This is a genomic window from Kocuria sp. GQ42, from assembly GCF_059758435.1.
Window position 1 is genome coordinate 252,696 of the sequence record NZ_JCAXEN010000004.1, and the last position, 25,512, is coordinate 278,207.

Annotated in this window: 18 protein-coding genes; 9 read left to right on the forward strand and 9 right to left on the reverse strand. The window is 73.4% G+C overall.

Annotated features, from left to right (window positions below):
- Entirely contained in the window at nt 1–1,053 is a 1,053-nt protein-coding gene (locus tag AC6CH6_RS10825) for a malate dehydrogenase (protein WP_133409980.1), read from the reverse strand.
- A gap of 94 nt (nt 1,054–1,147) precedes the next feature.
- Complete coding sequence (locus tag AC6CH6_RS10830; protein ID WP_498255122.1) at nt 1,148–3,256, reverse strand: DNA gyrase/topoisomerase IV subunit B; 2,109 nt, start codon at nt 3,254–3,256, stop codon at nt 1,148–1,150.
- A gap of 265 nt (nt 3,257–3,521) precedes the next feature.
- On the opposite strand from AC6CH6_RS10830, the gene AC6CH6_RS10835 reads away from it, so the two are divergent.
- Nucleotides 3,522–3,722 carry a DUF7455 domain-containing protein gene (locus AC6CH6_RS10835; protein ID WP_017834164.1) on the forward strand — a complete coding sequence of 67 codons (201 nt, stop codon included), beginning with the start codon at nt 3,522–3,524 and terminating at the stop codon, nt 3,720–3,722.
- Between the two features lie 159 nt (nt 3,723–3,881).
- Here AC6CH6_RS10835 and AC6CH6_RS10840 read toward each other — a convergent pair whose 3' ends face one another.
- From AC6CH6_RS10840 to AC6CH6_RS10855, 4 genes are all read right to left on the reverse strand, one after another.
- Nucleotides 3,882–5,378, reverse strand: a complete 1,497-nt coding sequence (locus tag AC6CH6_RS10840) for an RNA polymerase sigma factor (protein ID WP_133409978.1) — start codon at nt 5,376–5,378, stop codon at nt 3,882–3,884.
- Between the two features lie 187 nt (nt 5,379–5,565).
- Entirely contained in the window at nt 5,566–6,996 is a 1,431-nt protein-coding gene (locus AC6CH6_RS10845) for a DUF4192 family protein (RefSeq protein WP_498255123.1), read from the reverse strand.
- A gap of 120 nt (nt 6,997–7,116) precedes the next feature.
- Nucleotides 7,117–8,412: an MFS transporter gene (locus AC6CH6_RS10850; RefSeq protein WP_498255124.1), complete on the reverse strand. Its 1,296-nt coding sequence runs from the start codon at nt 8,410–8,412 to the stop codon at nt 7,117–7,119.
- A 93-nt stretch (nt 8,413–8,505) separates the two neighbouring features.
- On the reverse strand, nt 8,506–9,423 hold the full coding sequence (locus AC6CH6_RS10855; protein WP_017834159.1) for a proteasome assembly chaperone family protein: 918 nt from the start codon (nt 9,421–9,423) through the stop codon (nt 8,506–8,508).
- A gap of 266 nt (nt 9,424–9,689) precedes the next feature.
- Between AC6CH6_RS10855 and AC6CH6_RS10860 the strand changes: the two genes are divergently transcribed.
- From AC6CH6_RS10860 to AC6CH6_RS10875, 4 genes are all read left to right on the forward strand, one after another.
- Nucleotides 9,690–11,243 carry a leucyl aminopeptidase gene (locus AC6CH6_RS10860; RefSeq protein WP_498255125.1) on the forward strand — a complete coding sequence of 518 codons (1,554 nt, stop codon included), beginning with the start codon at nt 9,690–9,692 and terminating at the stop codon, nt 11,241–11,243.
- 143 nt (nt 11,244–11,386) lie between these two features.
- A complete protein-coding gene (gene lpdA / locus AC6CH6_RS10865) occupies nt 11,387–12,754 on the forward strand; it encodes a dihydrolipoyl dehydrogenase (protein ID WP_017834157.1) in 1,368 nt (455 codons plus the stop codon).
- Between the two features lie 109 nt (nt 12,755–12,863).
- Nucleotides 12,864–15,164, forward strand: coding sequence for a 2-oxoglutarate dehydrogenase, E2 component, dihydrolipoamide succinyltransferase (gene sucB, locus AC6CH6_RS10870; protein ID WP_498255126.1), 2,301 nt, complete (start codon nt 12,864–12,866; stop codon nt 15,162–15,164).
- 132 nt (nt 15,165–15,296) lie between these two features.
- Entirely contained in the window at nt 15,297–15,644 is a 348-nt protein-coding gene (locus AC6CH6_RS10875; protein WP_498255127.1) for a hypothetical protein, read from the forward strand.
- Between the two features lie 47 nt (nt 15,645–15,691).
- Here AC6CH6_RS10875 and AC6CH6_RS10880 read toward each other — a convergent pair whose 3' ends face one another.
- A complete protein-coding gene (locus AC6CH6_RS10880; RefSeq protein ID WP_498255128.1) occupies nt 15,692–17,347 on the reverse strand; it encodes a serine/threonine-protein kinase in 1,656 nt (551 codons plus the stop codon).
- Nucleotides 17,348–17,442: 95 nt separating this feature from the next.
- On the opposite strand from AC6CH6_RS10880, the gene lipB reads away from it, so the two are divergent.
- The 3 genes from lipB (at nt 17,443) to AC6CH6_RS10895 (ending at nt 20,146) form a co-directional block, all read left to right on the forward strand.
- Entirely contained in the window at nt 17,443–18,144 is a 702-nt protein-coding gene (gene lipB, locus AC6CH6_RS10885; protein WP_498255129.1) for a lipoyl(octanoyl) transferase LipB, read from the forward strand.
- Between the two features lie 70 nt (nt 18,145–18,214).
- Nucleotides 18,215–19,222, forward strand: coding sequence for a lipoyl synthase (gene lipA / locus AC6CH6_RS10890; RefSeq protein ID WP_017834152.1), 1,008 nt, complete (start codon nt 18,215–18,217; stop codon nt 19,220–19,222).
- 126 nt (nt 19,223–19,348) lie between these two features.
- Nucleotides 19,349–20,146 carry a DUF4191 family protein gene (locus tag AC6CH6_RS10895; RefSeq protein WP_419967249.1) on the forward strand — a complete coding sequence of 266 codons (798 nt, stop codon included), beginning with the start codon at nt 19,349–19,351 and terminating at the stop codon, nt 20,144–20,146.
- A 106-nt stretch (nt 20,147–20,252) separates the two neighbouring features.
- Here AC6CH6_RS10895 and AC6CH6_RS10900 read toward each other — a convergent pair whose 3' ends face one another.
- On the reverse strand, nt 20,253–20,699 hold the full coding sequence (locus tag AC6CH6_RS10900) for an RDD family protein (protein ID WP_498255130.1): 447 nt from the start codon (nt 20,697–20,699) through the stop codon (nt 20,253–20,255).
- A 196-nt stretch (nt 20,700–20,895) separates the two neighbouring features.
- Here AC6CH6_RS10900 and glnA point away from each other — a divergent pair, with 196 nt between their 5' ends.
- Nucleotides 20,896–22,320, forward strand: a complete 1,425-nt coding sequence (glnA, locus tag AC6CH6_RS10905) for a type I glutamate--ammonia ligase (RefSeq protein ID WP_368796346.1) — start codon at nt 20,896–20,898, stop codon at nt 22,318–22,320.
- Nucleotides 22,321–22,441: 121 nt separating this feature from the next.
- Here the strand turns inward: glnA and AC6CH6_RS10910 are convergent, their stop codons facing one another.
- Complete coding sequence (locus AC6CH6_RS10910; protein WP_419967251.1) at nt 22,442–25,507, reverse strand: bifunctional [glutamine synthetase] adenylyltransferase/[glutamine synthetase]-adenylyl-L-tyrosine phosphorylase; 3,066 nt, start codon at nt 25,505–25,507, stop codon at nt 22,442–22,444.
- Nucleotides 25,508–25,512 lie beyond the last annotated feature (5 nt).

Genomic DNA, 25,512 nt, shown 5'->3' on the forward strand with positions numbered 1-25,512 from the left:
TCAGCGGCGGGGCCCGAGCAGCCCCATCTGCTCCACCGCCGCCCGCTCCTCCTCGAGCTCCCGGACGGAGCGGTCGATGCGGGCGCGGGAGAACTCGTCCAGCTCGAGATCCGGCACGATCGCTGCCCGGCCGTCCCGGCAGACCACCGGGAACGAGCTGACGAGTCCCTCCGGCACGCCGTAGGAGCCGTCGGACGCGACCGCCATGGACGTCCACGTGCCCTCGGGGGTGCCCAGGACCCAGTCGCGGACGTGGCACAGGGCCGCGTGGGCCGCCGAGGCCACCGAGGAGCCGCCGCGCACGTCGATGATCTCCGCGCCGCGGCGCGCCACCCGGGGGATGAAGGTGCCGTCCACCCAGGCGAGGTCGTGGCCTCCCCCGGCCAGCACCTCGAGCGCCGGCCGGCCCCCGACCGTGGCGTGGGTCAGGTCGGGGTACTGGCTCGCCGAGTGGTTGCCCCACACGGCCACGCCGTCGATCTCGTCGACGCGGGCCCCGGTGGCCGCGGCGAGCTGGGCCAGCGCGCGGTGGTGGTCGAGCCGGGTCAGGGCGGTGAACCGCTCGCGCGGGACGTCCGGGGCGTGCGAGGCGGCGATGTAGGCGTTGGTGTTGGCGGGGTTGCCGACCACCACGGCCCGGAAGTCCTCGGCGGCGCCGCGGTTGACGGCCCGCCCCTGGACCGAGAAGATCCCGGCGTTGGCCTCGAGCAGGTCGGCCCGCTCCATGCCCTGGGACCGGGGGCGGGCCCCGATGAGCAGCCCCACCGAGGCGCCGTCGAACGCGGCGTCCGCGTCCTCGAAGACCTCCACGCCGTCGAGCAGCGGGAACGCCCCGTCCTGCAGCTCCAGGGCCGTGCCCTCCGCGGCCCGCCGCGCCTGCGGGAGCTCGAGCAGGTGCAGGCGGACGGGGGTGCCGGGGCCGAGGAGGTCGCCCGCCGCGGCCCGGAAGACCGTGGCGTAGCCGATCTGGCCCGCGGCACCGGTCACGGTGACGGTGACCGGCCGGGGCCGGCCGGGTGCGGGGGACGGGGTGTGCGGGCCGGTGGCGGTCATGCGGGGTCCTTCCTCGGGGACGGTCGCTCGTCCCTGCCCAGCGTAGCGGCCGCGCCGGGGCACCGGCCCCCGGTGCGCCCGCCGTCCCGCGCGCTCAGGCGTCGATGCGCTCCTGGTCCAGGTGCGTGGCGCCCTCGATGATGAAGTCCTTGCGCGGGGCCACCTCGGAGCCCATGAGCAGGGAGAAGGCGTGCTCGGCGGCCTCGGCGTCCTCGACCCGGATCCGGCGCAGCATCCGGTGCCGGACGTCCATGGTCGTCTCCGCGAGCTGGTCCGCGTCCATCTCGCCCAGGCCCTTGTAGCGCTGGATGGGCTCCTTGTACCGCCGCCCCTCCGCCTCGAGCCGGGCGAGCAGGTCCGTGAGCTCGCGCTCGGAGTACGTGTAGACCATCTCGTTGGCCTTGTCGCCGGCGTTGACGATCTCTACCCGGTGCAGCGGGGGCACCGCCGCGTAGACCCGCCCGGCCTCGACGAGGGGGCGCATGTAGCGGTAGAACAGCGTCAGCAGCAGGGTGCGGATGTGCGCGCCGTCGACGTCGGCGTCCGTCATCATGATGACCTTGCCGTAGCGGGCGGCGGTGAGGTCGAAGGTGCGCCCCGAGCCGGCGCCGATGACCTGGATGAGTGCGGCGCACTCCGTGTTGGCGAGCATGTCCGTGATGGACGCCTTCTGCACGTTGAGGATCTTGCCGCGGATCGGCAGCAGCGCCTGGTAGTTGGAGGACCGGGCCAGCCGCGCCGTGCCGAGCGCGGAGTCGCCCTCCACGATGAACAGCTCGGAGCGCTCCACGTCGTTCGAGCGGCACTCGACGAGCTTGGCCGGCATCGAGGAGGTCTCCAGGGCGTTCTTGCGCCGCTGGGTCTCCTTGTGCACCCGCGCGGAGATGCGGGACTTCATCTCCGCCACGACCTTCTCGAGCAGCTGCCCGGCCTGCTGCTTGTCGTGGCGGCCGGTGGCCGTGAGCTTGGCGGTCAGCTCCTTCTCGATCACCCGGCTCACGATCTGGCGCACGGCCGGGGTGCCCAGGACCTCCTTGGTCTGACCCTCGAACTGCGGCTCGGCCAGCCGCACCGTGAGCACGGCCGTGAGCCCGGCCAGGACGTCGTCCTTCTCGATCTTGTCGCTGCCGGCCTTGAGCTTGCGGGCGTTGGCCTCGATCTGCTTCCGGAACGTCTTCAGCAGGGCCGCCTCGAAGCCGGCCTGGTGGGTGCCGCCCTTGGGGGTCGCGATGATGTTCACGAACGAGCGCAGGGACGTGTCGTAGCCGATGCCCCAGCGCAGGGCGACGTCGACCTCGCACGTGCGGTCCAGCTCCGTGAGCTTGGAGCGGCCGTTCTCGTCCAGGACCGGGACGTTCTCCTTGAACCGGCCCTCGCCCTGGAACCGCCACACGTCGGTGACCGAGCTGTCGGCGGCGAGGTACTCCACGAACTCGGAGATCCCGCCGTCGTGCTGGAAGACCTCCTCGTGGGTCCCGAACTCCCCCGGCGTGCCGGGCAGGCCCCGCTGGTCGCGCACGGTGATGCGCAGCCCGGGGATCAGGAACGAGGTCTGGCGGGCGCGCTTGGCGAGCTCCTCGTAGCTGAACCGGGCGTCCGTCGTGAAGATCTGCTCGTCCGCCCAGTACCGGATCCGGGTGCCGGTGACCCCCCGCTTGGCCTTGCCGACGACGTCGAGCACCGACCCCTCCACGAACGGCTCGAACCGGGCGTGCGGGGAGGGCCGGCCCTGGTCCACGAAGCGGCCGGGCTCGCCGTGCCGGAAGGACATCTGGTAGGTCTTCCCGCCGCGGTCCACCTGGACGTCCAGGCGGGCGGAGAGCGCGTTGACCACGGAGGCGCCCACGCCGTGCAGGCCGCCGGAGGCGCTGTAGGAGCCGCCGCCGAACTTCCCGCCCGCGTGCAGCTTGGTGAAGACGACCTCCACGCCGGTCAGCCCGGTGCGCGGCTCGAGGTCGATGGGGATGCCGCGGCCGTCGTCGTGGACCTCCACGGCGCCGTCGGCGTGCAGGACCACCGTGATCTGGTGGCCGAAGCCGGCGAGGGCCTCGTCCACGGAGTTGTCGATGATCTCCCACATGCAGTGCATCAGCCCGCGGGAGTCGGTGGAGCCGATGTACATGCCCGGCCGCTTCCGGACGGCCTCGAGGCCCTCGAGGACGGAGAGGTGGCGGGCGTTGTACTCGGAACGGGACGGTGTCACGGGGATACGACTCCTGGGGGACGGCGGGATTCCCCACCACTGTAGTCCCGGCGGCGGACACCGCAGGGCCGGGCGCTGGTTGCGGGGACACCCCCCGGCCGGCACCGTGACCTACGCCCGGGGCGAAAAACGGCCTCCGCCGGAATCGTTTGTCCGAGGGTCGTGGTTGTATAGAGCAGTACCCCGACGCGTCCACGAGACCCCGGGTACCCGCACCGGCGGCCCCGTGCCCCGTGCAACGAGTACGACCCAGGAGGAGGATCCCGTGAACGCAACATTGGAGAGCCGAGAGCTCAATGCGACCGACCGCTGCGACGCGTGCGGCGCCCAGGCCTACGTCCGAGTGATCCTCGAGTCGACGGGCGGTGAGTTGCTGTTCTGCGCTCACCACGCGCGCAAGAACGAGCAGAAGCTGCGGCCGCTGGCCGCCACCTGGCAGGACGAGACCGAGCGCATCGGTTCCTGACCGGGCGATCGCCGAGGGCAGTCGACGCAGGAGGGCCCCGACACCTGGTGTCGGGGCCCTCCTGCGTGTCCGGTCCTCGCCCCGGTCACCGGAGCGGTGCGCAGGTCCCGGACGTGGTCGCCCCGCACCCGGAGGGTCTCCGGGCGCGGGGACGGCCGGTCAGTCGAGGTAGTCGCGCAGCACCTGCGAGCGGGACGGGTGGCGCAGCTTGGACATCGTCTTGGACTCTATCTGCCGGATGCGCTCACGCGTCACGCCGTAGACCTTGCCGATCTCGTCGAGCGTCTTGGGCTGGCCGTCAGTCAGGCCGAAGCGCATCGCCACGACCCCCGCCTCCCGCTCGGAGAGGGTGTCCAGGACCGAGTGCAGCTGCTCCTGCAGGAGCGTGAAGCTCACGGCGTCCGCGGGGACCACGGCCTCCGAGTCCTCGATGAGGTCGCCGAACTCCGAGTCGCCGTCCTCCCCCAGCGGGGTGTGCAGCGAGATCGGCTCACGGCCGTACTTCTGCACCTCGACGACCTTCTCGGGCGTCATGTCGAGCTCGTTCGCCAGCTCCTCCGGGGTGGGCTCCCGGCCGAGGTCCTGCAGCATCTGGCGCTGGACGCGGGCGAGCTTGTTGATGACCTCGACCATGTGCACCGGGATGCGGATGGTGCGGGCCTGGTCGGCCATGGCGCGGGTGATGGCCTGGCGGATCCACCACGTGGCGTACGTGGAGAACTTGAAGCCCTTGGTGTAGTCGAACTTCTCGACCGCACGGATCAGTCCGAGGTTGCCCTCCTGGATGAGGTCCAGGAACAGCATGCCGCGACCGGTGTAGCGCTTCGCGAGCGAGACGACCAGGCGCAGGTTGGCCTCGAGCAGGTGGTTCTTGGCGCGCTTGCCGTCGTGGATGACCCAGCGCAGCTCCTTGCGGGTCTGCGGGTCGAGGCTGTCCTTCCCGTCCGCGAGCTTGTGCTCCGCGTACAGGCCGGCCTCGATCCGCAGCGCCAGGTCCACCTCCTGCTCGGCGTTCAGCAGCGCGACCTTGCCGATCTGCTTGAGGTAGTCCTTGACCGGGTCGGCGGTGGCGCCGGCGGAGACGACCTGCTGGGCCGGGGCGTCGTCGTCGTCGTTGTTGGTGATGACGAAGCCGGAGGTCTTCTCGTCCTTGGGCGCGGGGACGGCGGGCGCGTCCTCGGGCGCGGCCTCCTCCTCCGCGTCGGCGTCCTCGTCCACCTCGGGCTCGATCACCCCGGCCTCGTCGGTCAGGGCGGTCTCGATGTCGGCGTCGTCGGTGACGACGACGTCCTCCTCGGGCTCCCCGGCGACGGCCAGGGCGTCCTTGTCCGCCGGGGCCGCAGCCTTCTTGCGGCCCGCGGCCTTCGGTGCGGCCGGGGGCTTGCTCGCGGCCGTCCTGGTCGCGGTCGACCGGCCGGCCGTGGACTTCGTCGAGGCGGCCGCGGTGGCGCTCTTGGGAGCGGTGGACTTCGCGGCGGTGGACTTCGCCGCCGTGGTCTTCTTCGCGGCCACGGTCTTCTTGGTCGCGGTCGACTTCGCAGCGGCGGTCTTCGCCCGCGGCGACGTGCCCGTGGTGCCGGACGGCGACCGAGCGTCCCCGGTGCCCGGGGTCTCGGCGGCGGTGTCCGTCGTCTTGTTGCTGGCGGCAGGTGACACTGAGAGCCTTTCGTTGAGCGGTCACGGCGTCCGCCCTCGGGGCAACACGCCTATGACCCTGTCAAGTCCGTGCGCCGGGCAGTGTCCGGCGCGGCGGGCTTGAAGGGTCCTGACAGCCGGAACCACCCGTGGGCGGGATTTGTTCCCGCTCCACCGGACGGACCCGAAAAAGCTCGGCGCGCGGGGCTCAGGAGTGCCAGGCGGTGGCACGGTCCCGGGCCCAGAGCGGCACGGGCCGGGCGTCGGCGAGGCGCAGCACGCGCAGCGCGGGCGGGTGTCCGGGGAGCAGCGCCGTGGCCCGGCGCACGAAGTGCGCGGTGTGGGAGCCGCGCACCCGGAACCGGTTGAGCTGCGCGAGCTCGACCAGCACGCCGGCGAGCACGGCCCGGCCCCGCGCCTCGTCGTCCGTCCCCGCGGAGTCCTCGGCCGCTCCGCCCGCCGTCCCCGCACCGGGCTCCGGTCCGGGCCCCGGCCCCAGCCCCGTGGGCTCCAGGAGCCAGCCGAGCACCTGGAGCACCCGGTAGAGGGTGTCGAGCAGCGACCAGTGCGGGGTCTCCGCCCACTCGCCGGAGAGCACGCGGGAGAGCCGGACCAGCTCCCCCGCGTCCGGCACGGGCACCCGGGCGGCGGCCGGGCCGGACGCGGTGCCGCCGCGACCGGCCGCCGGTCGCCGGGGCACCGGCGGGACGCCCGGAGGGAGGGTCGCCCGGGTCGGCCCGATCGGAACGCCCGGGGCGTCGGGGCCGTCCGCCCGGTCGTCGACGTCGTCGCACAGCTCGGCCCACATCGCGGCGGCCGCGAGGACGCCGTCGAGGTCGTCCGTGGCGCAGGCCGCCAGGAGCAGGTCGGCGAGCACGGGGTCGGACAGGCTCGCGGCCAGGAAGCCGAGCAGGTCGTCGTCGTGGTCCAGCACCGCGGGCACCGCACCCCCCGGCGCTCCCCGGACCGTGGCGAGCATGTCGGTCCAGACGGACAGTGCGGGCCCGAGGCGGTCCAGGTGGTGCCACGCGTCCGCACCGGCCCGTGCCCAGCGGACCGCGGCCTGCCCGGTGGCACGGGCGGTGCCGGCGGGCAGCGCCCCGTACTCCTCGTCCATGGCGAGCCGCGGGGCGGCGGCGTAGGAGCTGCCCGAGGCCACGAGCGCGGCGTTGACGGCGCTGTCCTCGATGTCCGCGACGTCCTGGAAGTCGGCCGGGTCCTCGGCCGGCCACCAGCGGTCGCCGGCCACGATCCAGCGCGCCGCCACCGCCCGCCCCGCGCGCCGGGCGGCCTCGTCCACGACGGCGAGCACACCGTCCACCGCGGCGGGTGGCGCCGCCGCCCCGGACGGGTCCCCGGGCGGCGGCGACGTGTACACGATGACGAAGACCCGGTCGCTCAGGGTGTCGTGGGCCACGAGGTCGGCGAGCTCGGCGACGAAGGCCTCCCCGAGGCGCTCGTCGGACGGGCCGGCCGGGAGGTCGACGCGCACGCACGCCCCTGCCGTCCCGCCGCCGGCGGCGAACAGGACGAGGGAGTCGGCGGGCCAGTAGCCGAGCGTGTGCGGCACGACGGCGAGCAGGTCGGCCGCGCACCGGACGACGGGGACGAAGGGGTCTCGGAAGGGGTGCTGTCTCATGCGCCCAGCCTGGGCACCGGCCGGTCCGGAAGCACCGGCCGGGGCGCGGTCTGTGGACGGCCGGCGGGTCGGGGACCCGGCGCCCGGCGCGGTGCAGTGCCGACGGGACCGGGCGGCCGGTCAGGCGGCGTCGCGCCCGTGCTGCCGGCGCACCCGCCGGACGGTGGCCAGCACGCCCGCGGCGCCCGCCGCAGCGACCAGGAACTGCGCCGCGATCGCGACCCGGAACGCGTCGGGTGCGTACAGCTCGTCGCGGAAGCCCGCGGCATAGAGCACGTCGAGCACGAAGCCGGTGACGAAGATGGCCAGCACCGAGGCCGTGAAGCCACCGACGTTGACGATGCCCGTGGCGGTGCCCGAGCGGCGGGCCGGGTTGAAGCTGCGGGTGATGTCGAAGGCGATCATGGAGGCCGGCATGCTGATCGCGATGACGCACACGGCGGCCAGCACCACCGGGACGGGGGCCGTCCCGGGCCAGACCAGCAGGACCGTCCACGCCGCGAAGATCACGGCGGTCACCCCCAGCGACAGCCGCACCCGGCGGTGCGGGTGGCGGGCGGAGAGCCCGCCGAGGCCGAGGGCCACGGCCAGGTTGGTCACCACGAAGGAGGTCATCACCAGGGAGATCGTGGTGTCCGACAGGTCCTGGGCGTACTCGAGATAGGGGTAGCCCCACATCAGCACGAACGTGTTGCCCGCGAACTGGGTGGTGAAGTGCACCCAGAAGCCGAGCCGGGTGCCGGGCTCGGCCACGCTCTCCCGGAGCACCCGGCCGGTCCGCCGCAGGCCCAGCGCCGGGTTCAGCACCTCCACCCCGGGGGGCGCGTTGCGCAGCAGGGTCGCGGCGAGCACGGCGGCGAGCAGCGCGAGGGAGGCCAGCGCCGCGAAGGACGGGAACCACCCGGTGAGCTCGAGCAGCCACGCGAACGGGATGACGGAGACCAGCTGGCCGAGGTTGCCGACCACGCCCAGGAACTGGGTCAGCGGCGGCACGCGCAGCGCGGAGAACCAGGCGGGGATCAGGCGCATCACGCACACGAAGGTGGTCGCGTCGCCCGCGCCCACGAGCACACGGGCGGCCACGCCCTCGCCGACCGTGTCGGCCAGGGCCAGCTGGACCTGCCCGGCCGTCATGAGCAGCGCCCCGGCGGCGACCATGACGCGGGAGCCGAAGCGGTCCACGAGCACGCCGACGGGGATCTGCAGCGCCGCGTAGACGAGGACCTGCATGAGCGAGAACATCGACAGCGCGGAGGCCGCGGTGCCGAAGCGCTCGGCCGCGTCGACCGACGCCACGCCGAAGCTGGTGCGCTGCGCCACAGCGCTGAAGTAGGCGAAGGTGCCGATCGCGAAGACCAGGTAGGCGCGGCGGGAGTCCTTGCCGGGCTCGTGGGCCCGGTACCGGTCGGACGGCATGCACTTCGCTCTCGGGGGGACGGGTCCGGGCCGGGACCCGGGACGGCGGGGCCGCCTCGGACGGCGCCGGACCGCCCCGCACGCCGGCCGGGCTCAGTCCTGGTCGTCCTCCTGGGCGGCGAGGAAGGCCTCGGCCGCGGCGCCGATCTCGTCGGCGTCGGGGAGCTCGGACTCGTCCCCCACCAGCAGGGAGCGCGGTACCGAGGCGTCGACGACGTCATCGTAGCGCTGTTCCAGTCCTGCCACGACCGCCTGCACCTCGGGCGACGCGCCGACCTGCTGGTCGATCTGGCGCTCGATCTCGCGGGCCGCCTCGCGCAGCTCGTCCGAGGGCAGGGTCAGCGAGGTCACGGCGCTGATGTGCTCGAGGGCGGCCACGGCGGCGTGCGGCAGGTGCGCCTCGGCCAGGTACTGCGGGACGTGCACGGTGAAGCCGATGTTGTCGATCCCCGCCTCGCCCAGCCGGATCTCGAGGAGCTGCGCGGCCGACGAGCTCATCTCCACGACCGGCTTCCACGCGTGCTCGGCGGGCAGCAGGTCGGCCCGGTTGCCGTGCACCGAGACGATGAACGGACGGGTGTGCGGGACGGGCATGGGGATTCCCGAGACGATGGCCACGAGGGACACGTCCATCCGCCGGGCCAGGCCCACGACGGCCTCGGTGAACCGGTTCCACTGCAGATCCGGCTCGGGGCCCGTCAGCAGCGCGAAGCTGCGCCCCAGACCGTCCGTGACCAGCCGGAGGGACAGCTCGGGGGTCTGGAAGCCCTCGAAGTGGTCCTCCACGAAGCTCACGTGCGGGCGGCGGGCCCGGTAGTCGTAGAGCTGGTCCAGGTCGAAACGGGCCACGACCTCGTGCGGGAGGGCCTCGGTGATGGTGTGCTCGATCTGCACGGCCACGTGCCCCGCCTCCGCGTAGCCGGACAGGGCGACGATCAGCGGCAGTCCGCGAACCCGGGCGTCCTCGAGCAGAGCGGGGTTGCTCAGGTACAGCGAGGTGGGGTCCAGCACAGCTCTTCCTCCTGGGGTGGGTCGGTTCCGGGCGTCCGTGGGGAGACCGGTGGGAGCACGCCTCCGACGGCGCGCCCGGATCATGTCAACCGTCCGCGGGCACCGCGTTATTCCCCGCCGATCCCGCGGGGCCCGCTCCGTGCGTCCGGGCCCCGGCGGCGCGCCGGCCGGGGATAGGATCGACAGCACGCCTGCCGGCCGGGCCGGGCCGCCGACCGCGGACCGGGCCGGCCCCGCCGGTCCAGACCTCAGCGAAAGGACGATCCATGCCCGACGTACAGGACCTGCTCGAACCCCGGGGCATCGAGCTCACCGCCACGCACAAGGCCCTGGGCCGGACGCCGGCCCACGCGCTCGTGCTCGGGGTGGAGAAGGGACAGGACGGCGACGGCTCGGGCCGTGTCCTGCTCCCCGCCGGCGAGCAGCGACGGCTCGCCCCCGTGGTGGAGGCCGCGGCGGCGCTGCGCGTGAAGGGTGCCGCCGACGAGGTGACCGTGGTGCCGGCCCCGTCCGGGCTCCCGTTCACCGTGGTGGTCCTCACCGGGGTCGGCGCCCTGCCCGCCGGGACCGCGGAGCGCGCCGAGGTGCTGCGCCGGGCCGTGGGCGCCGCCGTGCGGCGGCTCGCCGGCACCGACTCCGCGGTGCTCGCCCTGCCCGTGGACTCCGAGCAGGACGCCGCGGCGGTCGCCGAGGGCGCCGCCCTCGGCGCCTTCGCCTTCGCCCACCAGCGCGCGGCGACCGCCGGTTCCGTGCAGGACCCGCTGGCCTCCGCCGTCGTGCACGCCCCGGGCGTGGCGCGCGCCGCGCTGGGCCGGTGCCTCGACCGCGCCGCCGCCCTGGGCCGCGGCGTCCGCGCGGCCCGCACCCTCGTGGACCTCTCCCCCAACGTCATGTACCCGGAGGCCGTGGCGGACTACGCCCGCCGGGCCGCCAGGGGCACCAAGGTCTCCGTGACCGTGCTCGCCGAGAAGGAGCTCGCCAAGGGCGGCTACGGGGGGCTCCTGGGGGTGGGACAGGGCTCCGTGCACGGTCCGCGCCTCGTCAGGCTGGAGTACGCCCCGGCGCGCGCCGCGAAGCACTACGCCTACGTGGGCAAGGGCATCACCTTCGACTCGGGCGGCCTCTCCCTCAAGCCCCCGGCCTCGATGATGACCATGAAGTCGGACATGGCCGGCGCCGCCGCCGTGCTCGCGACCGTCCTCACCGCCGCCGAGCTGGGCCTGCCCGTGAAGGTCACGGGGTGGCTGTGCCTGGCCGAGAACCTGCCCTCGTCGACCGCCACCCGCCCCGGCGACGTCATCACCATCCGCGGCGGCCGCACCGTCGAGGTGCTCAACACCGACGCCGAGGGGCGCCTGGTGCTGGCCGACGGTCTCGTGGCCGCGTGCGAGGAGGCCCCGGAGGCCGTCGTCGACATCGCCACGCTGACCGGCGCGCAGATGGTGGCCCTCGGCGCACGGACGTTCGGGATCATGGGCGACGAGGCAGTGCGCACCGCCGTGGCCGAGGCCGCCCACGCCGCCGGCGAGGACGGCTGGCCCATGCCGCTGCCCGAGCACCTGCGCCCGTCCCTGGACTCCAAGGTGGCCGACCTCAAGAACATCGGGGACAAGAACGGCGGGATGCTCGTCGCCGGGATCTTCCTGCGCGAGTTCGTCGGCGGCGCCGACGGGGCACGGGTGCCCTGGGCGCACGTGGACATCGCCGGCCCCTCCTTCAACGAGGGATCGCCCTACGGCTACACCCCGGTTGAGGGCACGGGCGCGGGCGTGCGCACGCTCGTGCGGCTGCTCGAGGACGCGGTCGCCGACCGCGGCTGAGGTCCCGCGACACCCCTGCGCCGGAGGGAGCGCCCGCCTGGTCGCTCCCTCCGGCGTAGGGCTAAGGTATGTACGAAACGAACCCGTCACGGGACGGGTGCGACCCACCCGGAACGACGTCAACGCGCAAGGGAGCCAAACACGTGGCCGACAACGAATTCGACATCCTCGTCCTCGGCGGAGGGAGTGCCGGCTACGCCGCCGCGCTGCGGGCCGTCCAGCTCGGCTTCACCGTGGCGCTGGTGGAGAAGAACAAGCTCGGGGGCACGTGCCTCCACTGGGGGTGCATCCCGACCAAGGCGTACCTGCACTCCGCCGAGCTGGCCGAGGACGCCCGCGAGAGCTCCAAGTACGGCATCCACACCACGCTGGACTCCATCGACATGGCGGCCGTGCGGGAGTACAAGGACAAGATCGTCGCCGGCAAGTTCAAGGGCCTCACGGGTCTGATGAAGATGCGCAAGATCAAGGTCATCGAGGGCGTCGGCAAGCTCACGGGCGAGAACACCGTCGAGGTCGACGGCACCACCTACACCGGCAAGCACATCGTGCTGGCCTCCGGCTCGATCTCCAAGACCCTGGGCGTCGAGATCGGCGGACGGATCATGACCTCCACCGAGGCGCTGGAGATCGACTTCGTGCCCAAGAGCGCCATCGTCCTCGGCGGCGGCGTGATCGGCTGCGAGTTCGCCTCCATGTGGAAGTCCTTCGGCGTGGACGTCACCGTGATCGAGGGCCTCCCCCACCTGGTCGCCAACGAGGACCCCGCGCTCATCAAGATCCTGGAGCGGGAGTTCAAGAAGCGCGGCATCAAGTCCAGCCTCGGCACCTTCTTCGAGAAGGTCGAGCAGGACGACAACGGGGCGAAGGTCACCCTGGCCGACGGCAAGGTCTTCGAGGCCGACATCGTGCTGGTCGCCGTGGGCCGCGGCCCGAACACCGCCGACATGGGCTACGAGGAGCAGGGCATCCCCATGGACCGCGGCTTCGTCACCCCGAACGAGCGCCTGCACACCGGCGTCGGCAACATATACGCGATCGGCGACATCGTCCCCGGGGTCCAGCTCGCCCACCGCGGCTACCAGCAGGGGCGGTTCGTGGCCGAGGAGATCGCCGGCCTGAACCCCGCCGTCGTCGACGACGTGAACATCCCCAAGGTCACGTTCACCGAGCCGGAGATCGCCTCGGTCGGCTACACCGAGCCGAAGGCGAAGGAGAAGTTCGGCGAGGACAACGTCGAGGTCGCCGAGTACAACCTCGCCGGCAACGGCAAGAGCTCGATCCTGGGCACCGGCGGCATCATCAAGCTGGTGCGCGAGAAGGACGGGCCGATCATCGGCTTCCACGCCATCGGCAAGCGCATCAGCGAGCAGATCGGCGAGGGCCAGCTCATCGTCAACTGGGAGGCCTACCCCGAGGACGTCGCCGCGTTCGTGCATGCGCACCCCACCCAGAACGAGGCCATCGGCGAGGCCGCCATGGCACTCGCGGGCACGCCGCTGCACGGCTGACCGCGTCGAGGCCCCGCCCCTCCCGGGCGGGGCCTCCCCCACTACCCCGGAACCGGGCCCGGCGCCCGGACCGCACCATCGAAGGCACCGAAAGAGAGACGGTCGGACCATGTCAGAAACCGTAAACCTGCCCGCACTGGGCGAATCCGTGACCGAGGGCACCGTGACCCGGTGGCTCAAGCAGGTCGGTGACGAGGTCGCCGTCGACGAGCCCCTGGTCGAGGTCTCCACCGACAAGGTCGACACCGAGATCCCCTCCCCCGTGGCGGGCGTGATCGAGGAGATCCTCGTCGAGGAGGACGAGGACGTCGAGGTCGGCGCGCCGCTGGTCGTCATCGGTGACGGCTCGGGCTCCGGCTCCGGCGGCGGGTCCGGCCAGGACGAGGCCGCCGCGGATACCTCCGCCGAGGAGGCCGAGGACGCCGCGACCGAGGCCGAGACCCCCGAGGCGACCGACGAGGCCGCCGAGCAGAAGTCCTCCGGCCAGGAGTCCTCCGACCAGGAGCAGGCCCCGCAGGCCGAGGCCCAGCAGACGGGCGAGGGCAGCGAGATCACCCTGCCCGCCCTGGGCGAGTCCGTGACCGAGGGCACCGTGACCCGGTGGCTCAAGCAGGTCGGTGACGAGGTCGCCGTCGACGAGCCGCTGCTGGAGGTCTCCACCGACAAGGTCGACACCGAGGTCCCCTCCCCCGTGGCCGGGACCCTGCTGGAGATCCGGGTGCAGGAGGACGAGGACGCCGAGGTCGGCCAGGTCCTGGCGGTCATCGGCTCCGGCTCCGCCCCGTCCGGGGACAAGCCCGCCGAGAAGCCCGCCGCGGACACCTCCGCCGAGGAGGCCGAGGACGCCGCGACCGAGGCCGAGACCCCCGAGGCGACCGACGAGGCCGCCGAGCAGAAGTCCTCCGGCCAGGAGTCCTCCGACCAGGAGCAGGCCCCGCAGGCCGAGGCCCAGCAGACGGGCGAGGGCAGCGAGATCACCCTGCCCGCCCTGGGCGAGTCCGTGACCGAGGGCACCGTGACCCGGTGGCTCAAGCAGGTCGGTGACGAGGTCGCCGTCGACGAGCCGCTGCTGGAGGTCTCCACCGACAAGGTCGACACCGAGGTCCCCTCCCCCGTGGCCGGGACCCTGCTGGAGATCCGGGTGCAGGAGGACGAGGACGCCGAGGTCGGCCAGGTCCTGGCGGTCATCGGCTCCGGCTCCGCCCCGTCCGGGGACAAGCCCGCCGAGAAGCCCGCCGCGGACACCTCCGCCGAGGAGAAGCCGGCGAAGCAGTCCTCCGCCGGCGGCGAGGGCTACGAGGGTTCCTCCTCCGGGAAGCAGGAGAAGGCGCCGTCCCGCGACGAGGCCCTGGTCGAGACCGACGAGCCCGTGCTGGCCGACACCTCCGGGGACGAGCAGCAGGACGCCGCTCAGCGCGACGGCGCCCGCACCGAGAACGCGGAGGCGCCGACGGGCGACAACTCGTCCTACGTGACCCCGCTGGTGCGCAAGCTCGCCAAGAAGGAGGGCGTGGACCTCTCCGCGCTCACCGGCACCGGTGTGGGCGGCCGCATCCGCAAGCAGGACGTGCTCGCCGCCGCCGAGCAGCAGAAGAGCGCGGCCGCACCGGCCGCCGAGGCCCCGGCCGAGACGGCCGCGGCCGCTCCGGCGAAGGAGGCCGCCGCGGCGGCGCCGAAGGCGGACGCCAAGCGCGGGACCACCGAGAAGGCCCCGCGGATCCGGATGACGATCGCCCAGCGCATGCGCGAGTCGCTGCAGGAGGCCGCTCAGCTGACCCAGGTGACCGAGGTCGACATGACCCGGGTGGCCGTGCTGCGCGGCCGGGCCAAGGCGAAGTTCCAGGAGCGGGAGGGCGCCAAGCTCACCTACCTGCCGTTCTTCGCCAAGGCCGTGGCGGAGGCCCTGCAGGCCCACCCGAAGCTCAACGCCACCTTCAAGGAGGCCGAGAAGGAGATCGTCTACAACGGCTCGGAGAACATCGCCATCGCGGTGGACACCCCGAAGGGCCTGCTGGTGCCGGTCATCAAGAACGCCGGCGACCTCAACCTCGGCGGCCTGGCCAAGCAGATCGCGGACCTCGGCTCCCGGGCCAAGAACGGCAACATCACGCCGGACGACCTCACCGGCGGCACCTTCACGATCACGAACCTCGGGTCGTTCGGGGCCCTGTTCGACACCCCGATCATCAACCAGCCGCAGGTCGCGATCCTCGGCACGGGATCGATCGTGAAGCGCCCCATGGTGGTCTCCGACGCCGACGGCAACGACACCATCGCCATCCGCCAGATGTGCTACCTGTCGCTGACCTACGACCACCGCCTGGTCGACGGCGCGGACGCCGGCCGCTTCCTCCAGGCGCTCAAGGCGCGCCTGGAGGAGGGCCGCTTCGAGTCCGAGGTCGGCCTCTGACCGGCCCCGTGCCGGTCCACGGCCCCCGCTGAGCACCTGCGGAGGGCCGGCGGACGCCGAGAGGGCGTGTTCCTGGTCACAGGGGCACGCCCTCTCGGCGTCCGCCGGCGGCGCTCCGATAGGCTCGACGGCATGACCTTCCTGACCGGACTCCTCGTCTTCCTGCACCTCGTCGGCGCCGCGATCATCGTGGGCACCTGGATCTACACCATGAAGCGCCCGACGGTGTCCCCCGGCCAGTTCCACGCCTCGCTGCTGAGCCTGGTGACCGGTCTCCTGCTCGTGGCGATCTACGAGATGGGCGAGGGTGACGTCAACCATGCCAAGGTCGCCGTGAAGCTGCTGGTCGCCCTCGCCGTGGCGGTCGCCGCCTTCGTGGGCCAGCGGAGGACCAGGCGCGGGGAGACGGTCTCGACCGGTCTTGCCCACGCCGTGGGCGGGCTGGCGCTGATCAACATGGCGGTCGCCACCCTCTGGTGAGCCCCGCGCCACCGCACCATCGACGACCGGACCCCCGGCGCTGCCCGTCAGCCCCGGGGGTCCTGCCGTGCCGGTTCCTGTCCGTCCGGCTCCTGCCCGTCCGGCCCCCGTCCGTTCCGCGACGGCCCGTCCGAGCCGGATCCCGGCCGGGCCGTCGCCCCCGCCGCAGGTTCCACCCCGGACAGCCGCCAGCCCTGCTCCCCGTGGACCAGCTCGACGAGGACCGTCTGCACCCATCCGTCCCCGGCCGGCACCACGGACGGGACCGTGCCCGGCCCGCCGCGGTGGCCGTCCACCCGCACCTCGGCCACCAGCACGACCCCGCCCGGCGGCGCGGACCCCGCCGGCCCGTCGCGGACGCTCTCGGCCTCGAGGACGAGGCCGGGAAAACCGCCGTCCGCCCGGGCGATGGTGTCCCGGTCCGCCGCCGCGGCCCGGGCGCCGGGCGCGTACACCTCGTCCAGCAGCCGGGCGTCACCGGTGCGCAGGGCCTCTCCCCGCCGCGCCACCAGCTCTCGCAGCGCCCGCCGGGGGTCCGCGTCCTCGACGGCGTTCTGCGGCGGGTCGACCACGGACCCCGGCGCCACCGGGCCCGGCCGCGCCGCAGAGGGATGCCGCGCCGGGGGCGTCGTCGCCGCCGGCGTGATCGCCGGATCGGCCGCCGGGTCCGGCGACGGGCCGGCCCCGCCCAGGGGGAGCAGGATCGCGCCCCCGGCGGCCAGCAGCAGCGCCGCCACCCCGACGAGCGCGGCCCGGCGACCGCCGCCCATCCGGACCGGCTCCGGACGGGCGGCGGCGACCCGCCGCCCGCCGGGGTCCGGCTCCTGGGCCCGCGCGAACCGGTCGGCCAGTTCCGCCGCCGTGGGCCGGGCCGAGGCGTCGGGGTCGAGGGCCGCCTCGACCGCCCGCACGAGGCCGGGCGGGGCGCCGGGGCACAGCAGGGACAGAGGCGCCCGCCGCGCCTCCCGGGCCGGGGCCCGCCCGGTGAGCGCCGCCCACCCGAGGGCCCCGAGAGCGCGGACGTCCTCCTCCGGGCTCCCCGCCGCGGTGCCCGCGCGCACCGCGGCGACGTGCCCCGCGCCGTCCGCGGCCGCCGTGCGCTCCGCCGGGCCCGCGGCCGCGCTCTCCGGAGGGGTCACGGTGCCGCGGAACAGGACCTGCCGGGCGGAGAGCTCCCCGTGGCACCGGCCGAGGGCCTGCAGGGCGGCCAGGCCGGTCGCGGCGTCCCGCAGCACCGCGGCGGCCTCGGCGGGCGCCAGTCGGCCGCGCTCGGCCAGCCGGTCGGCGAGGGAGCCGCCCCGCAGGAAGTCCTCGACCAGCCCGACTGGTGCCGCCGCCGGGCCCAGCAGGCCGCGCACGGCCACGAGACAGGCCTCGTCCCGGCCCGCCAGGGCGACCGCGAGCGACCGGAGCGCGGCCCTCGACCGGTCGCGCTCCGGTCCGGGCTCCTCCGGGCAGGGCCGCAGGACGAAGTGCTCCCCCGACCGTGCCTCCCGCACCAGCCACGATCGGCCGCCCAGGCGGCGCACCGGCTCCAGGCCGTCCTCCGGCGGGAGCCGCGGAGGCGTGTCCTCGGCCCGCGTGCCGGGGAGGGGGCCCGCACCGTCGTCCCGGACGGCCGCAGCGAGCCGCGCCCGGGCGGAGACGGACGGGGCCCGGGAGGGCTCGTGGTGGCCGCCGTGCGCGGCGGGGCGCTGCTCCATGCCCCCAGCATGCCCGCCCGCCACCCCGGGCCGTGGGCGCCGTCCACAGCCCCCGCCCGGCGCGCGTTGTCCCCGCCGCGCGATAGGCTGGGGACATGTCCATCTGCTTCGAACGGCTCGGCTTCGACCCGCACCTCGTCGACTACCGCTCGGCGCTCGAGCTGCAGAAGAACGTGCACCGCGAGGTCGTCGCGGGCGAGCGGGACAACACCGTGCTGCTGCTGGAGCACCCCCCGGTCTACACGGCCGGACGGCGCACCGAGCCCCACGAGCACCCCACCGACGGGACCGAGGTCGTGGAGATCGGACGCGGGGGCAAGCTCACCTACCACGGCCCGGGGATGCTCGTGGGCTATCCCGTCGTCCGGCTGACCACGCCCATCGACGTCGTGCGCTTCGTGCGCCTGCTCGAGGAGATCATCATCGCCGTCGTCACGGACCTCGGGGTGGAGGCCACCACCGTGGCGGGACGCTCCGGGGCCTGGGTGCTCGCGGACGGGCACGGGCCCGACCGCAAGATCGCCGCCATCGGCGTGCAGGTCTCCAAGCGGGCCACCATGCACGGCTTCGCCCTGAACTGCTCCAACGACCTGCGGCCGTTCGGCAAGATCATCCCCTGCGGCATCACCGACGCCTCCGTCACGAGCCTCTCGCAGGAGACGGGCCGGCTCGTGACCCCGGAGACGGTGGTCGCGCGCGTGGAGCAGGAAATATCCGCCCGCCGGGACGAGTTGTGCGAACAGTTCGTCCCGTCAGGGACCCCGGGTCCGCTGCCCTGGCCCACCGCCGTCAGCTGACCCGCGCCGCCCCCGGGACCGCCGGGACCGTGAGCGCACCACCGTCGACATCTCGACAAGGAGACCGACCATGACCGTTGCCCCCGAGGGCCGCCGCCTGCTGCGCGTCGAGGCGCGCAACGCCGAGACGCCGATCGAGAAGAAGCCGTCCTGGCTGAAGAACACCGCACGGATGGGCCCCGAGTTCCAGGAGCTGAAGTCGCTGGCCCGCGGCAAGGGCCTGCACACCGTGTGCGAGGAGGCGGGCTGTCCCAACATCTACGAGTGCTGGGAGGACCGGGAGGCCACGTTCCTGATCGGCGGCTCCAAGTGCACCCGCCGCTGCGACTTCTGCGACATCGCCACCGGCAAGCCGGACCTGCTGGACGTCACCGAGCCCCGCAAGGTGGCCGAGTCCGTCAAGGAGCTGGGCCTGCGCTACGCGACCGTGACCGGCGTGGCCCGTGACGACCTCGACGACGGCGGCGCCTGGCTGTACGCGGAGACCATCCGCGCGATCCACACGCTGAACCCGAACACCGGTGTGGAGATCCTGATCCCCGACTTCCAGGGCAAGCCGGACCGGCTCCAGCAGGTCATCGACGCCGCGCCGGAGGTCTTCGCCCACAACGTCGAGACGGTCCCGCGCATCTTCCGCCAGATCCGGCCCGCGTTCACCTACGAGCGCTCCCTGGACGTCATCACCCAGGGCAAGGACGCCGGGATGATCACCAAGTCCAACCTCATCCTCGGCATGGGCGAGACGAACCAGGAGATCTACGAGGCGCTGTGCGACCTCAACGACGCCGGGTGCGACATCATCACGCTCACCCAGTACCTGCGCCCCTCCCCGCTGTTCCACCCGATCGACCGGTGGGTCAAGCCCGAGGAGTTCGTGGAGCTCTCCGAGATGGCCGAGGAGATCGGCTTCCTGGGCGTCATGGCAGGCCCCATGGTCCGCTCCTCCTACCGCGCCGGCCGGCTGTGGGCCCGCGCCATGGAGAAGTCGGGCCGGGCGATCCCGGAGCACCTGGCGCACATCGAGGACACCGGCAGCGCCTCCCAGGAGGCCTCCTCGCTCGTCCAGCGACTCCGCTGAGGTCCGGCGGGGCGCGGCCCCGCCCACCCGCTAAACTGGAGGACGGACCACGGCCGGGCGCCCCGACGCCCTGACGCCGCGGGTCCCCCGGAACACCGCCACCGCACCACAGGACGAGGTCTCACCGTGTCACCTTCCCACGCCAAGTCGCGCCCCGCGTCGCGATCCACCTCCCCCGGGAAGCCGGCGGGCAAGCCGTCCGGGAAGCCGACCCGGGCGCAGAAGCGCGAGGCGAGGAAGCAGCGGAAGGCGACCAAGGGGCCAGGCTTCCTCGGCCAGATCAAGCAGGTCTTCAAGATGACCCGCGAGGTCGAGCCCAACATCGGCTGGTGGATGCTGCTGATCGGCCTCGGGGTCCTGCTGGTCTTCCTGCTCATCGGCGTGCTCCTCGGCAACTGGATCACCGGGCTGCTCATCGGCCTGCCGTTCGCCCTGCTGGCCGCCTCCTTCTACCTCTCCCGGCGGGCCGAGCGCGCCGCGTTCGCCCGGATCGAGGACCAGCCCGGGGCTGCCGGCGCCGCGCTGTCCGCGCTGCGCCGCGGCTGGATCGTCGAGGACCAGCCGGCCGCCATGGACCCGCGCACCCGCGACCTCATCTTCCGGGCCATCGGCCGGCCCGGGGTGGTCCTCGTGACCGAGGGCCCTGCGGGGCGGGTCGACAAGCTCGTCGCCAAGGAGCGCCGCCGGATCGGCCCCGTGATCCAGAACGTGCCGATCCACGTCATCAAGACCGGCAAGGGCGAGGGACAGGTCCCGCTGCGGGAGCTGTCCAAGCGGATGAAGAAGCTCGACAAGAAGCTCACCCAGCAGGAGGTGCAGACCGTGCACAAGCGGATCAGCACCCTGGGCAACCGCCTGCCGATCCCCAAGGGCGTGGACCCGATGCGCGCCCGCCCGGACCGCAGGGCCATGCGCGGCCGCTGAGCCGCCGGCCCCACGACACGCACCACGACACGCACGGAGCCCCCGCCTTCCACGGAAGGCGGGGGCTCCGTGCGTGTCGTGCCGGGTGCCGCGCCCGGCACTGCGCTCAGCGCGTGCGGACGAGGATCGTCTCCGCCGCCCGGTCGTGCAGGCCGCGCTGGTCCGGGTCGAACACGACCGCCGGGATCACGAGGCACAGCAGGAGGGAGCGGACCGCGGCGCGGGCGAACCCCGCCGGCCGCCCCGCCAGCGCCTGCACCTGGAGGCCCAGGAGCAGGTGCCCGGGGGTGTGGCCGGTCGCGCCGACCAGCAGCACGTTGAGCACGAGCAGGAACGCCAGGGTCAGCAGGCCCTGCTCGTTCCACTGGGGCACGAGCCACTCCGCGAGGCCCCAGCACAGGAACCAGTCCACCACCAGGGCCACGATCCGCCGCCCCACGCGTCCCACGGAGCCCGGCCCCAGCTCCGGTCGCCCGAGGCGCTGCCCCGGGTACTGCTGCCGGCCGGTCCCCGGCCCCTCGAGCCACGAGCCCACGTCACGTCTGTCGATCATCCCCTCAGGGTATCGGGGCGGGACTCCCCTAGACTGACGGGAGACCGTGGCTCCCCGGAGGTCCTCCGCGTAACACCGAGGAAACACCCGGGACACGGAGCCTTAATGCCCGGTCCGTAGCGTTGTCCCCGGAAACGGACGCCGCACGAGCATTCCCGGCACGGCGGTCCAGCCCACCTAACAAGGAGAACAGCACATGTTCCAGACACCCGAGGAAGTCCTCACGTTCATCAAGGACGAGGAGATCGTCTTCGTCGACGTCCGGTTCACGGACATGCCCGGCGTGCAGCAGCACTTCAACCTCCCCGCCAAGTCGGTGGACGACGACTTCTTCGAGCACGGGCAGCTGTTCGACGGCTCCTCCATCCGGGGCTTCCAGGGCATCGCCGAGTCCGACATGCAGCTCATCCCGGACCCGACGTCGGCCTTCGTGGACCCGTTCCGCGTCGAGAAGACCCTCGTGGTCACCTGCTCGATCGTGAACCCCCGCACCGGTGAGCCCTACCACCGCGACCCCCGCGGCGTCGCCGAGCGCGCCGAGGCGTACATGGCGTCGACCGGCATCGCGGACGTCGCCAACTTCGCCTCCGAGGCCGAGTTCTTCATCTTCGAGGACGTCCGCTACGACATCCAGCCGCAGGGCTCCTTCTACGCCATCGACTCCGACGAGGCGTCCTGGAACACCGGGCGCAAGGAGGAGGGCGGCAACCTGGGCAACAAGACCGCCACCAAGGGCGGCTACTTCCCGGTCTCCCCGGTCGACAAGCAGGCCGACCTGCGCGACGCGATGTGCGTGGCCCTGGACGAGGTGGGCCTCGAGGTCGAGCGCTCCCACCACGAGGTGGGCGGTCCCGGCCAGGCCGAGATCAACTACAAGTTCAGCACCCTCACCCGGGCCGCCGACGACCTGCAGAAGTTCAAGTACGTCATCAAGAACACCGCGGACGCCTTCGGCAAGTCGGCCACGTTCATGCCCAAGCCCGTCTACAACGACAACGGCTCCGGCATGCACTGCCACCAGTCCCTGTGGAAGGGCAGCGAGCCGCTGTTCTACGACGAGAAGGGCTACGCGGGCCTGTCCGACATCGCCCGCTGGTACATCGGCGGCCTCCTGGAGCACTCCTCGGCCGTGCTGGCCTTCACCAACCCGACGGTGAACTCCTACCGCCGCCTGGTCAAGGGCTTCGAGGCGCCGGTCAACATGGTGTACTCGCAGGGCAACCGCTCCGCCGGCATCCGCATCCCGATCACGGGCACCAACCCGAAGGCCAAGCGCCTCGAGTTCCGCGCCCCGGACCCCTCGTGCAACCCGTACCTGGCGTTCGCCGCCCAGCTGATGGCGGGCCTCGACGGCATCCGCAACCGCATCGAGCCGGCCGACCCGATCGACAAGGACCTCTACGAGCTGCCCGCCGAGGAGGCCAAGGACATCAAGAAGGCCCCGGCCTCGCTCGAGGAGGCGCTGCTGGCCCTGGAGGCGGACCACGAGTTCCTGCTCGCCGGTGACGTCTTCACCGAGGACACCATCCAGTCCTGGATCGAGTACAAGCGCGAGTTCGAGCTCAAGCCGCTGTCCGTGGTCCCGCACCCGCTGGAGTTCTCGATGTACTACGGCGTCTGATCCGCACGGATCGACCGCTTCACCGGGAAGGCCCCGGACCCCTTCGTGGGGTCCGGGGCCTTTCCCGTGCCGCCGGCAGTCCGACGACGACGCCGGCGGTGGCCGCCGACGATGGCAGCCGTCAGTGGCCGTAGAAGAGCCGCTCGAACACGGCCCGGGCCTTGCGGGTGGTGCGCAGGTAGTCCTCCTCGAGCCGCCCGGCGCCGCCGTGGGGGTACCCGCACCAGCGGGCCACCGCCTCGAGATCGGCCCGCTTGGCGGGCAGGGCGTCGGAGCGGCGCCCGGTCCGCAGGACGTTGCCGTTGCGCACCGCCGTGGCGAGCCGCCACGCGGCGGACAGGGCCAGGGCGTCCTCGGCGCTCACGAGACCGGCCTCCTCGGCGGCGTGCAGGGCCCGCAGGGTGCTCGTGGTCCGCAGCCCCTGGACGCGGTGCCCGTGCTGGAGCTGCAGCGTCTGGACGAGCCACTCGACGTCCGAGAGGCCGCCGCGGCCCAGCTTCAGGTGCCGGGCCGGGTCCGCGCCGCGCGGCATCCGCTCGTTCTCCACGCGGGCCTTCATCCGCCGGATCTCCAGCAGCTGGCGCTCCGTGAACTCCGCCGGGTAGCGCAGCGGGTCCACGACCCGCCGGAACGCGTCGGCCAGCTCGTCGCTGCCGGCCAGGGGCAGCGCCCGGGTGAGCGCCTGGAACTCCCAGGTCTGCGCCCACCGGGCGTAGTACTCGGCGTAGGACTCGATGGAGCGCACCATGGGCCCCTGCTTGCCCTCGGGGCGCAGGTCGTTGTCGATCTCCAGCACGCGCTCCGCCACGATGGGCGGCGTGCAGGGCGCCTTGAGCAGCTGCACCATCCGCTGCAGCAGGGTCTCGGCCTGCTCCCGGGCTGCCGCGGGGTCCGCGTCCCCCACCGGGGCGTAGACGTACATGACGTCGGCGTCGGACCCGTAGCCGATCTCCCGCCCACCCTGCCGGCCCATCGCGACGACGAGGACGTCGGCGAGTCTTCCGGCCCGGTCGTAGACCTCCCGCTCGGCCACGTGCAGGGCGCCCAGGACGCAGACCCGGTCGATGTCGGACAGCGCCGCCACGACCTGCTCGACGTCGAGCAGCCCGGAGGTGTCCGCGAGCGCGACGCGCAGCTCCTCGCGGCGGCGGATGAGGCGGATCATCCGCACGGCCTCCCCGGGATCGGGGTGGCGGGCCATCTGGGCGCGGATCTCGCTCCACAGCGTCTCGAAGGACACGGGGCACAGCTCGTCGTCCTGGCCGAGCCAGGCGGTCGCCTCCGGGGAGTTCTCCAGCAGGTCGGTGACGTACCGGGAGCTGGAGAGGATCTGGCACAGGCGTTCGGCGGCGGCGTTGGAGTCACGGAGCAGGCGCAGGAACCAGGGGGTGGTCCCGAGGGACTCGGACAGCCGCCGGAAGCCCAGCAGCCCGGCGTCGGCGTCGACGCCGTCGGCCAGCCAGGCCAGGAGCACGGGCAGCAGGGTGCGCAGGATCTCGGCCCGCCGGCTGACGCCGCGGGTGAGCGCCTCGATGTGGCGCACGGCGGCCTTCGGGTCCCGGTAGCCGAGCGCGGCGAGCCGGTCCCGCACGGACTCCGCCGAGAGCTGGGTGTCGGTCTCGGGCAGGTGGGCGAGCGCGGCCAGCAGCGGCCGGTAGAAGATCCGCTCGTGCATCCCCCGGACGCTGCGCTTGACCTTGCGCCACTCCTCGAGCAGCGAGTCGCCGGAGGGGCGGGCGGTGTCCGCGGCGCCGCGCAGGGAGCGGGCGATGACCGTGAGCTCCTGCTCGCCCCGCGGCATGAGGTGGGTGCGGCGCAGCCGGAACAGCTGGATGCGGTGCTCCAGGAGGCGCAGCCAGCGGTAGTGGGCGGAGAACTGCTCGCTGTCCCGGCGGCCGATGTAGCCGCCCTCGGAGAGCGCGGCCAGGGACTCGGTCGTGGCCTGGGTCCGGACCCGCTCGTCCGTGCGCCCGTGCACCAGCTGGAGGAGCTGGACGGTGAACTCGACGTCGCGCAGCCCGCCGGGTCCCAGCTTGATCTGGCGCTCGCCCTCGGCGGCCGGGATGTTGTCGGTGACCCGCCGGCGCATGGCCTGCACGGACTCGACGAAGCCCTCGCGCCCGGAGCTGCGCCACACGAACGGCTCGATGGCCTTCCGGTAGGCCGCCCCGAGCTCCGGGTCCCCGGCCACGGGCCGGGCCTTGAGCAGGGCCTGGAACTCCCAGGACTCGGCCCACCGCTCGTAGTAGCGCACGTGCGAGTCCAGGGTGCGCACGAGCGGCCCATCCTTGCCCTCGGGCCGGAGGTTGGCGTCCACCTCCCACAGCGGGGGCTCCGCGCCGCGGGCCATGAGCGCCCGGGCGGTGCCCGTGGCGAGGGCCGTGGCGATGACGGTGGCCTCCGCCCCGTCCAGGGGCTCCGCGCCATCCGGGTCCTCGACGGCCATGACGTGGACGACGTCGACGTCGGAGATGTAGTTGAGCTCCCGGGCGCCGCACTTGCCCATCCCGATCACGGCGAGCCGCACCCGGTCGACGGTCTCTGGGGCCCAGGTCCCCGCCGCCTCCGCCCGGGAGACGGCGAGCGCCCCCTCGAGGGCCGCGGCGGCCAGGTCGGCGAGCTGGCGGCCCACCGCGGGCATGTGGTCTGCGGGGTAGAGGGCCCCGACGTCCCGGATCGCGATGCGCGTCAGCTCCCGCCGGTAGGCCGCGCGCAGGGCGCTGCAGGCGGCGTCACCGGTCCCGGCGGCCACCGGGGTCCGCGCGGCGGGGTCCGCGCCGACCGCCGTCAGCAGCGCGTCGCGGAACTGCTCGCCGGGGATCTCCGCCGGCTCGGCGGCGGCGGGCTCCGCGAGCAGGTCCAGGTGCTCGGGGCGCCGGAGCAGGAACTCCCCGAGCGCCTCGGAGGAGCCCAGGAGCCGGAACATGGCCTCGGAGGCCTCCGGGCCGGCGTTGATCCGCTCGGCGAGCTCCGGTGAGCCCTCGAGGAGCCGGACGGTGAGCCGCAGGGCGACGTCGGGCGAGGCCGCCAGGGCCAGACCCTCCAGCAGCCGGTCGAGGTCGACCTCGGCGAGCTCCGGGAAGCCGAGCCAGCGCTGGGCGTTGCCCGTGTCCGCGAAGCCGACCTTGATGAGACGGCCGGACGGGACGGTGCCCGCCGGGGCCGCGGACTGGGGAGGGTGTGTCATGGGAC

Bases quoted from the DNA above. Each gene is read 5' to 3' on its own strand.
- AC6CH6_RS10825 (WP_133409980.1), bottom strand. From the start codon at position 1,053: ATGACCGCCACCGGCCCGCACACCCCGTCCCCCGCACCCGGCCGGCCC.
- AC6CH6_RS10845 (WP_498255123.1), bottom strand. From the start codon at position 6,996: ATGAGACAGCACCCCTTCCGAGACCCCTTCGTCCCCGTCGTCCGGTGC.
- AC6CH6_RS10850 (WP_498255124.1), bottom strand. From the start codon at position 8,412: ATGCCGTCCGACCGGTACCGGGCCCACGAGCCCGGCAAGGACTCCCGC.
- AC6CH6_RS10860 (WP_498255125.1), top strand. From the start codon at position 9,690: ATGCCCGACGTACAGGACCTGCTCGAACCCCGGGGCATCGAGCTCACC.
- sucB (WP_498255126.1), top strand. From the start codon at position 12,864: ATGTCAGAAACCGTAAACCTGCCCGCACTGGGCGAATCCGTGACCGAG.
- AC6CH6_RS10875 (WP_498255127.1), top strand. From the start codon at position 15,297: ATGACCTTCCTGACCGGACTCCTCGTCTTCCTGCACCTCGTCGGCGCC.
- AC6CH6_RS10880 (WP_498255128.1), bottom strand. From the start codon at position 17,347: ATGGAGCAGCGCCCCGCCGCGCACGGCGGCCACCACGAGCCCTCCCGG.
- lipB (WP_498255129.1), top strand. From the start codon at position 17,443: ATGTCCATCTGCTTCGAACGGCTCGGCTTCGACCCGCACCTCGTCGAC.
- lipA (WP_017834152.1), top strand. From the start codon at position 18,215: ATGACCGTTGCCCCCGAGGGCCGCCGCCTGCTGCGCGTCGAGGCGCGC.
- AC6CH6_RS10900 (WP_498255130.1), bottom strand. From the start codon at position 20,699: ATGATCGACAGACGTGACGTGGGCTCGTGGCTCGAGGGGCCGGGGACC.
- glnA (WP_368796346.1), top strand. From the start codon at position 20,896: ATGTTCCAGACACCCGAGGAAGTCCTCACGTTCATCAAGGACGAGGAG.
- AC6CH6_RS10910 (WP_419967251.1), bottom strand. From the start codon at position 25,507: ATGACACACCCTCCCCAGTCCGCGGCCCCGGCGGGCACCGTCCCGTCC.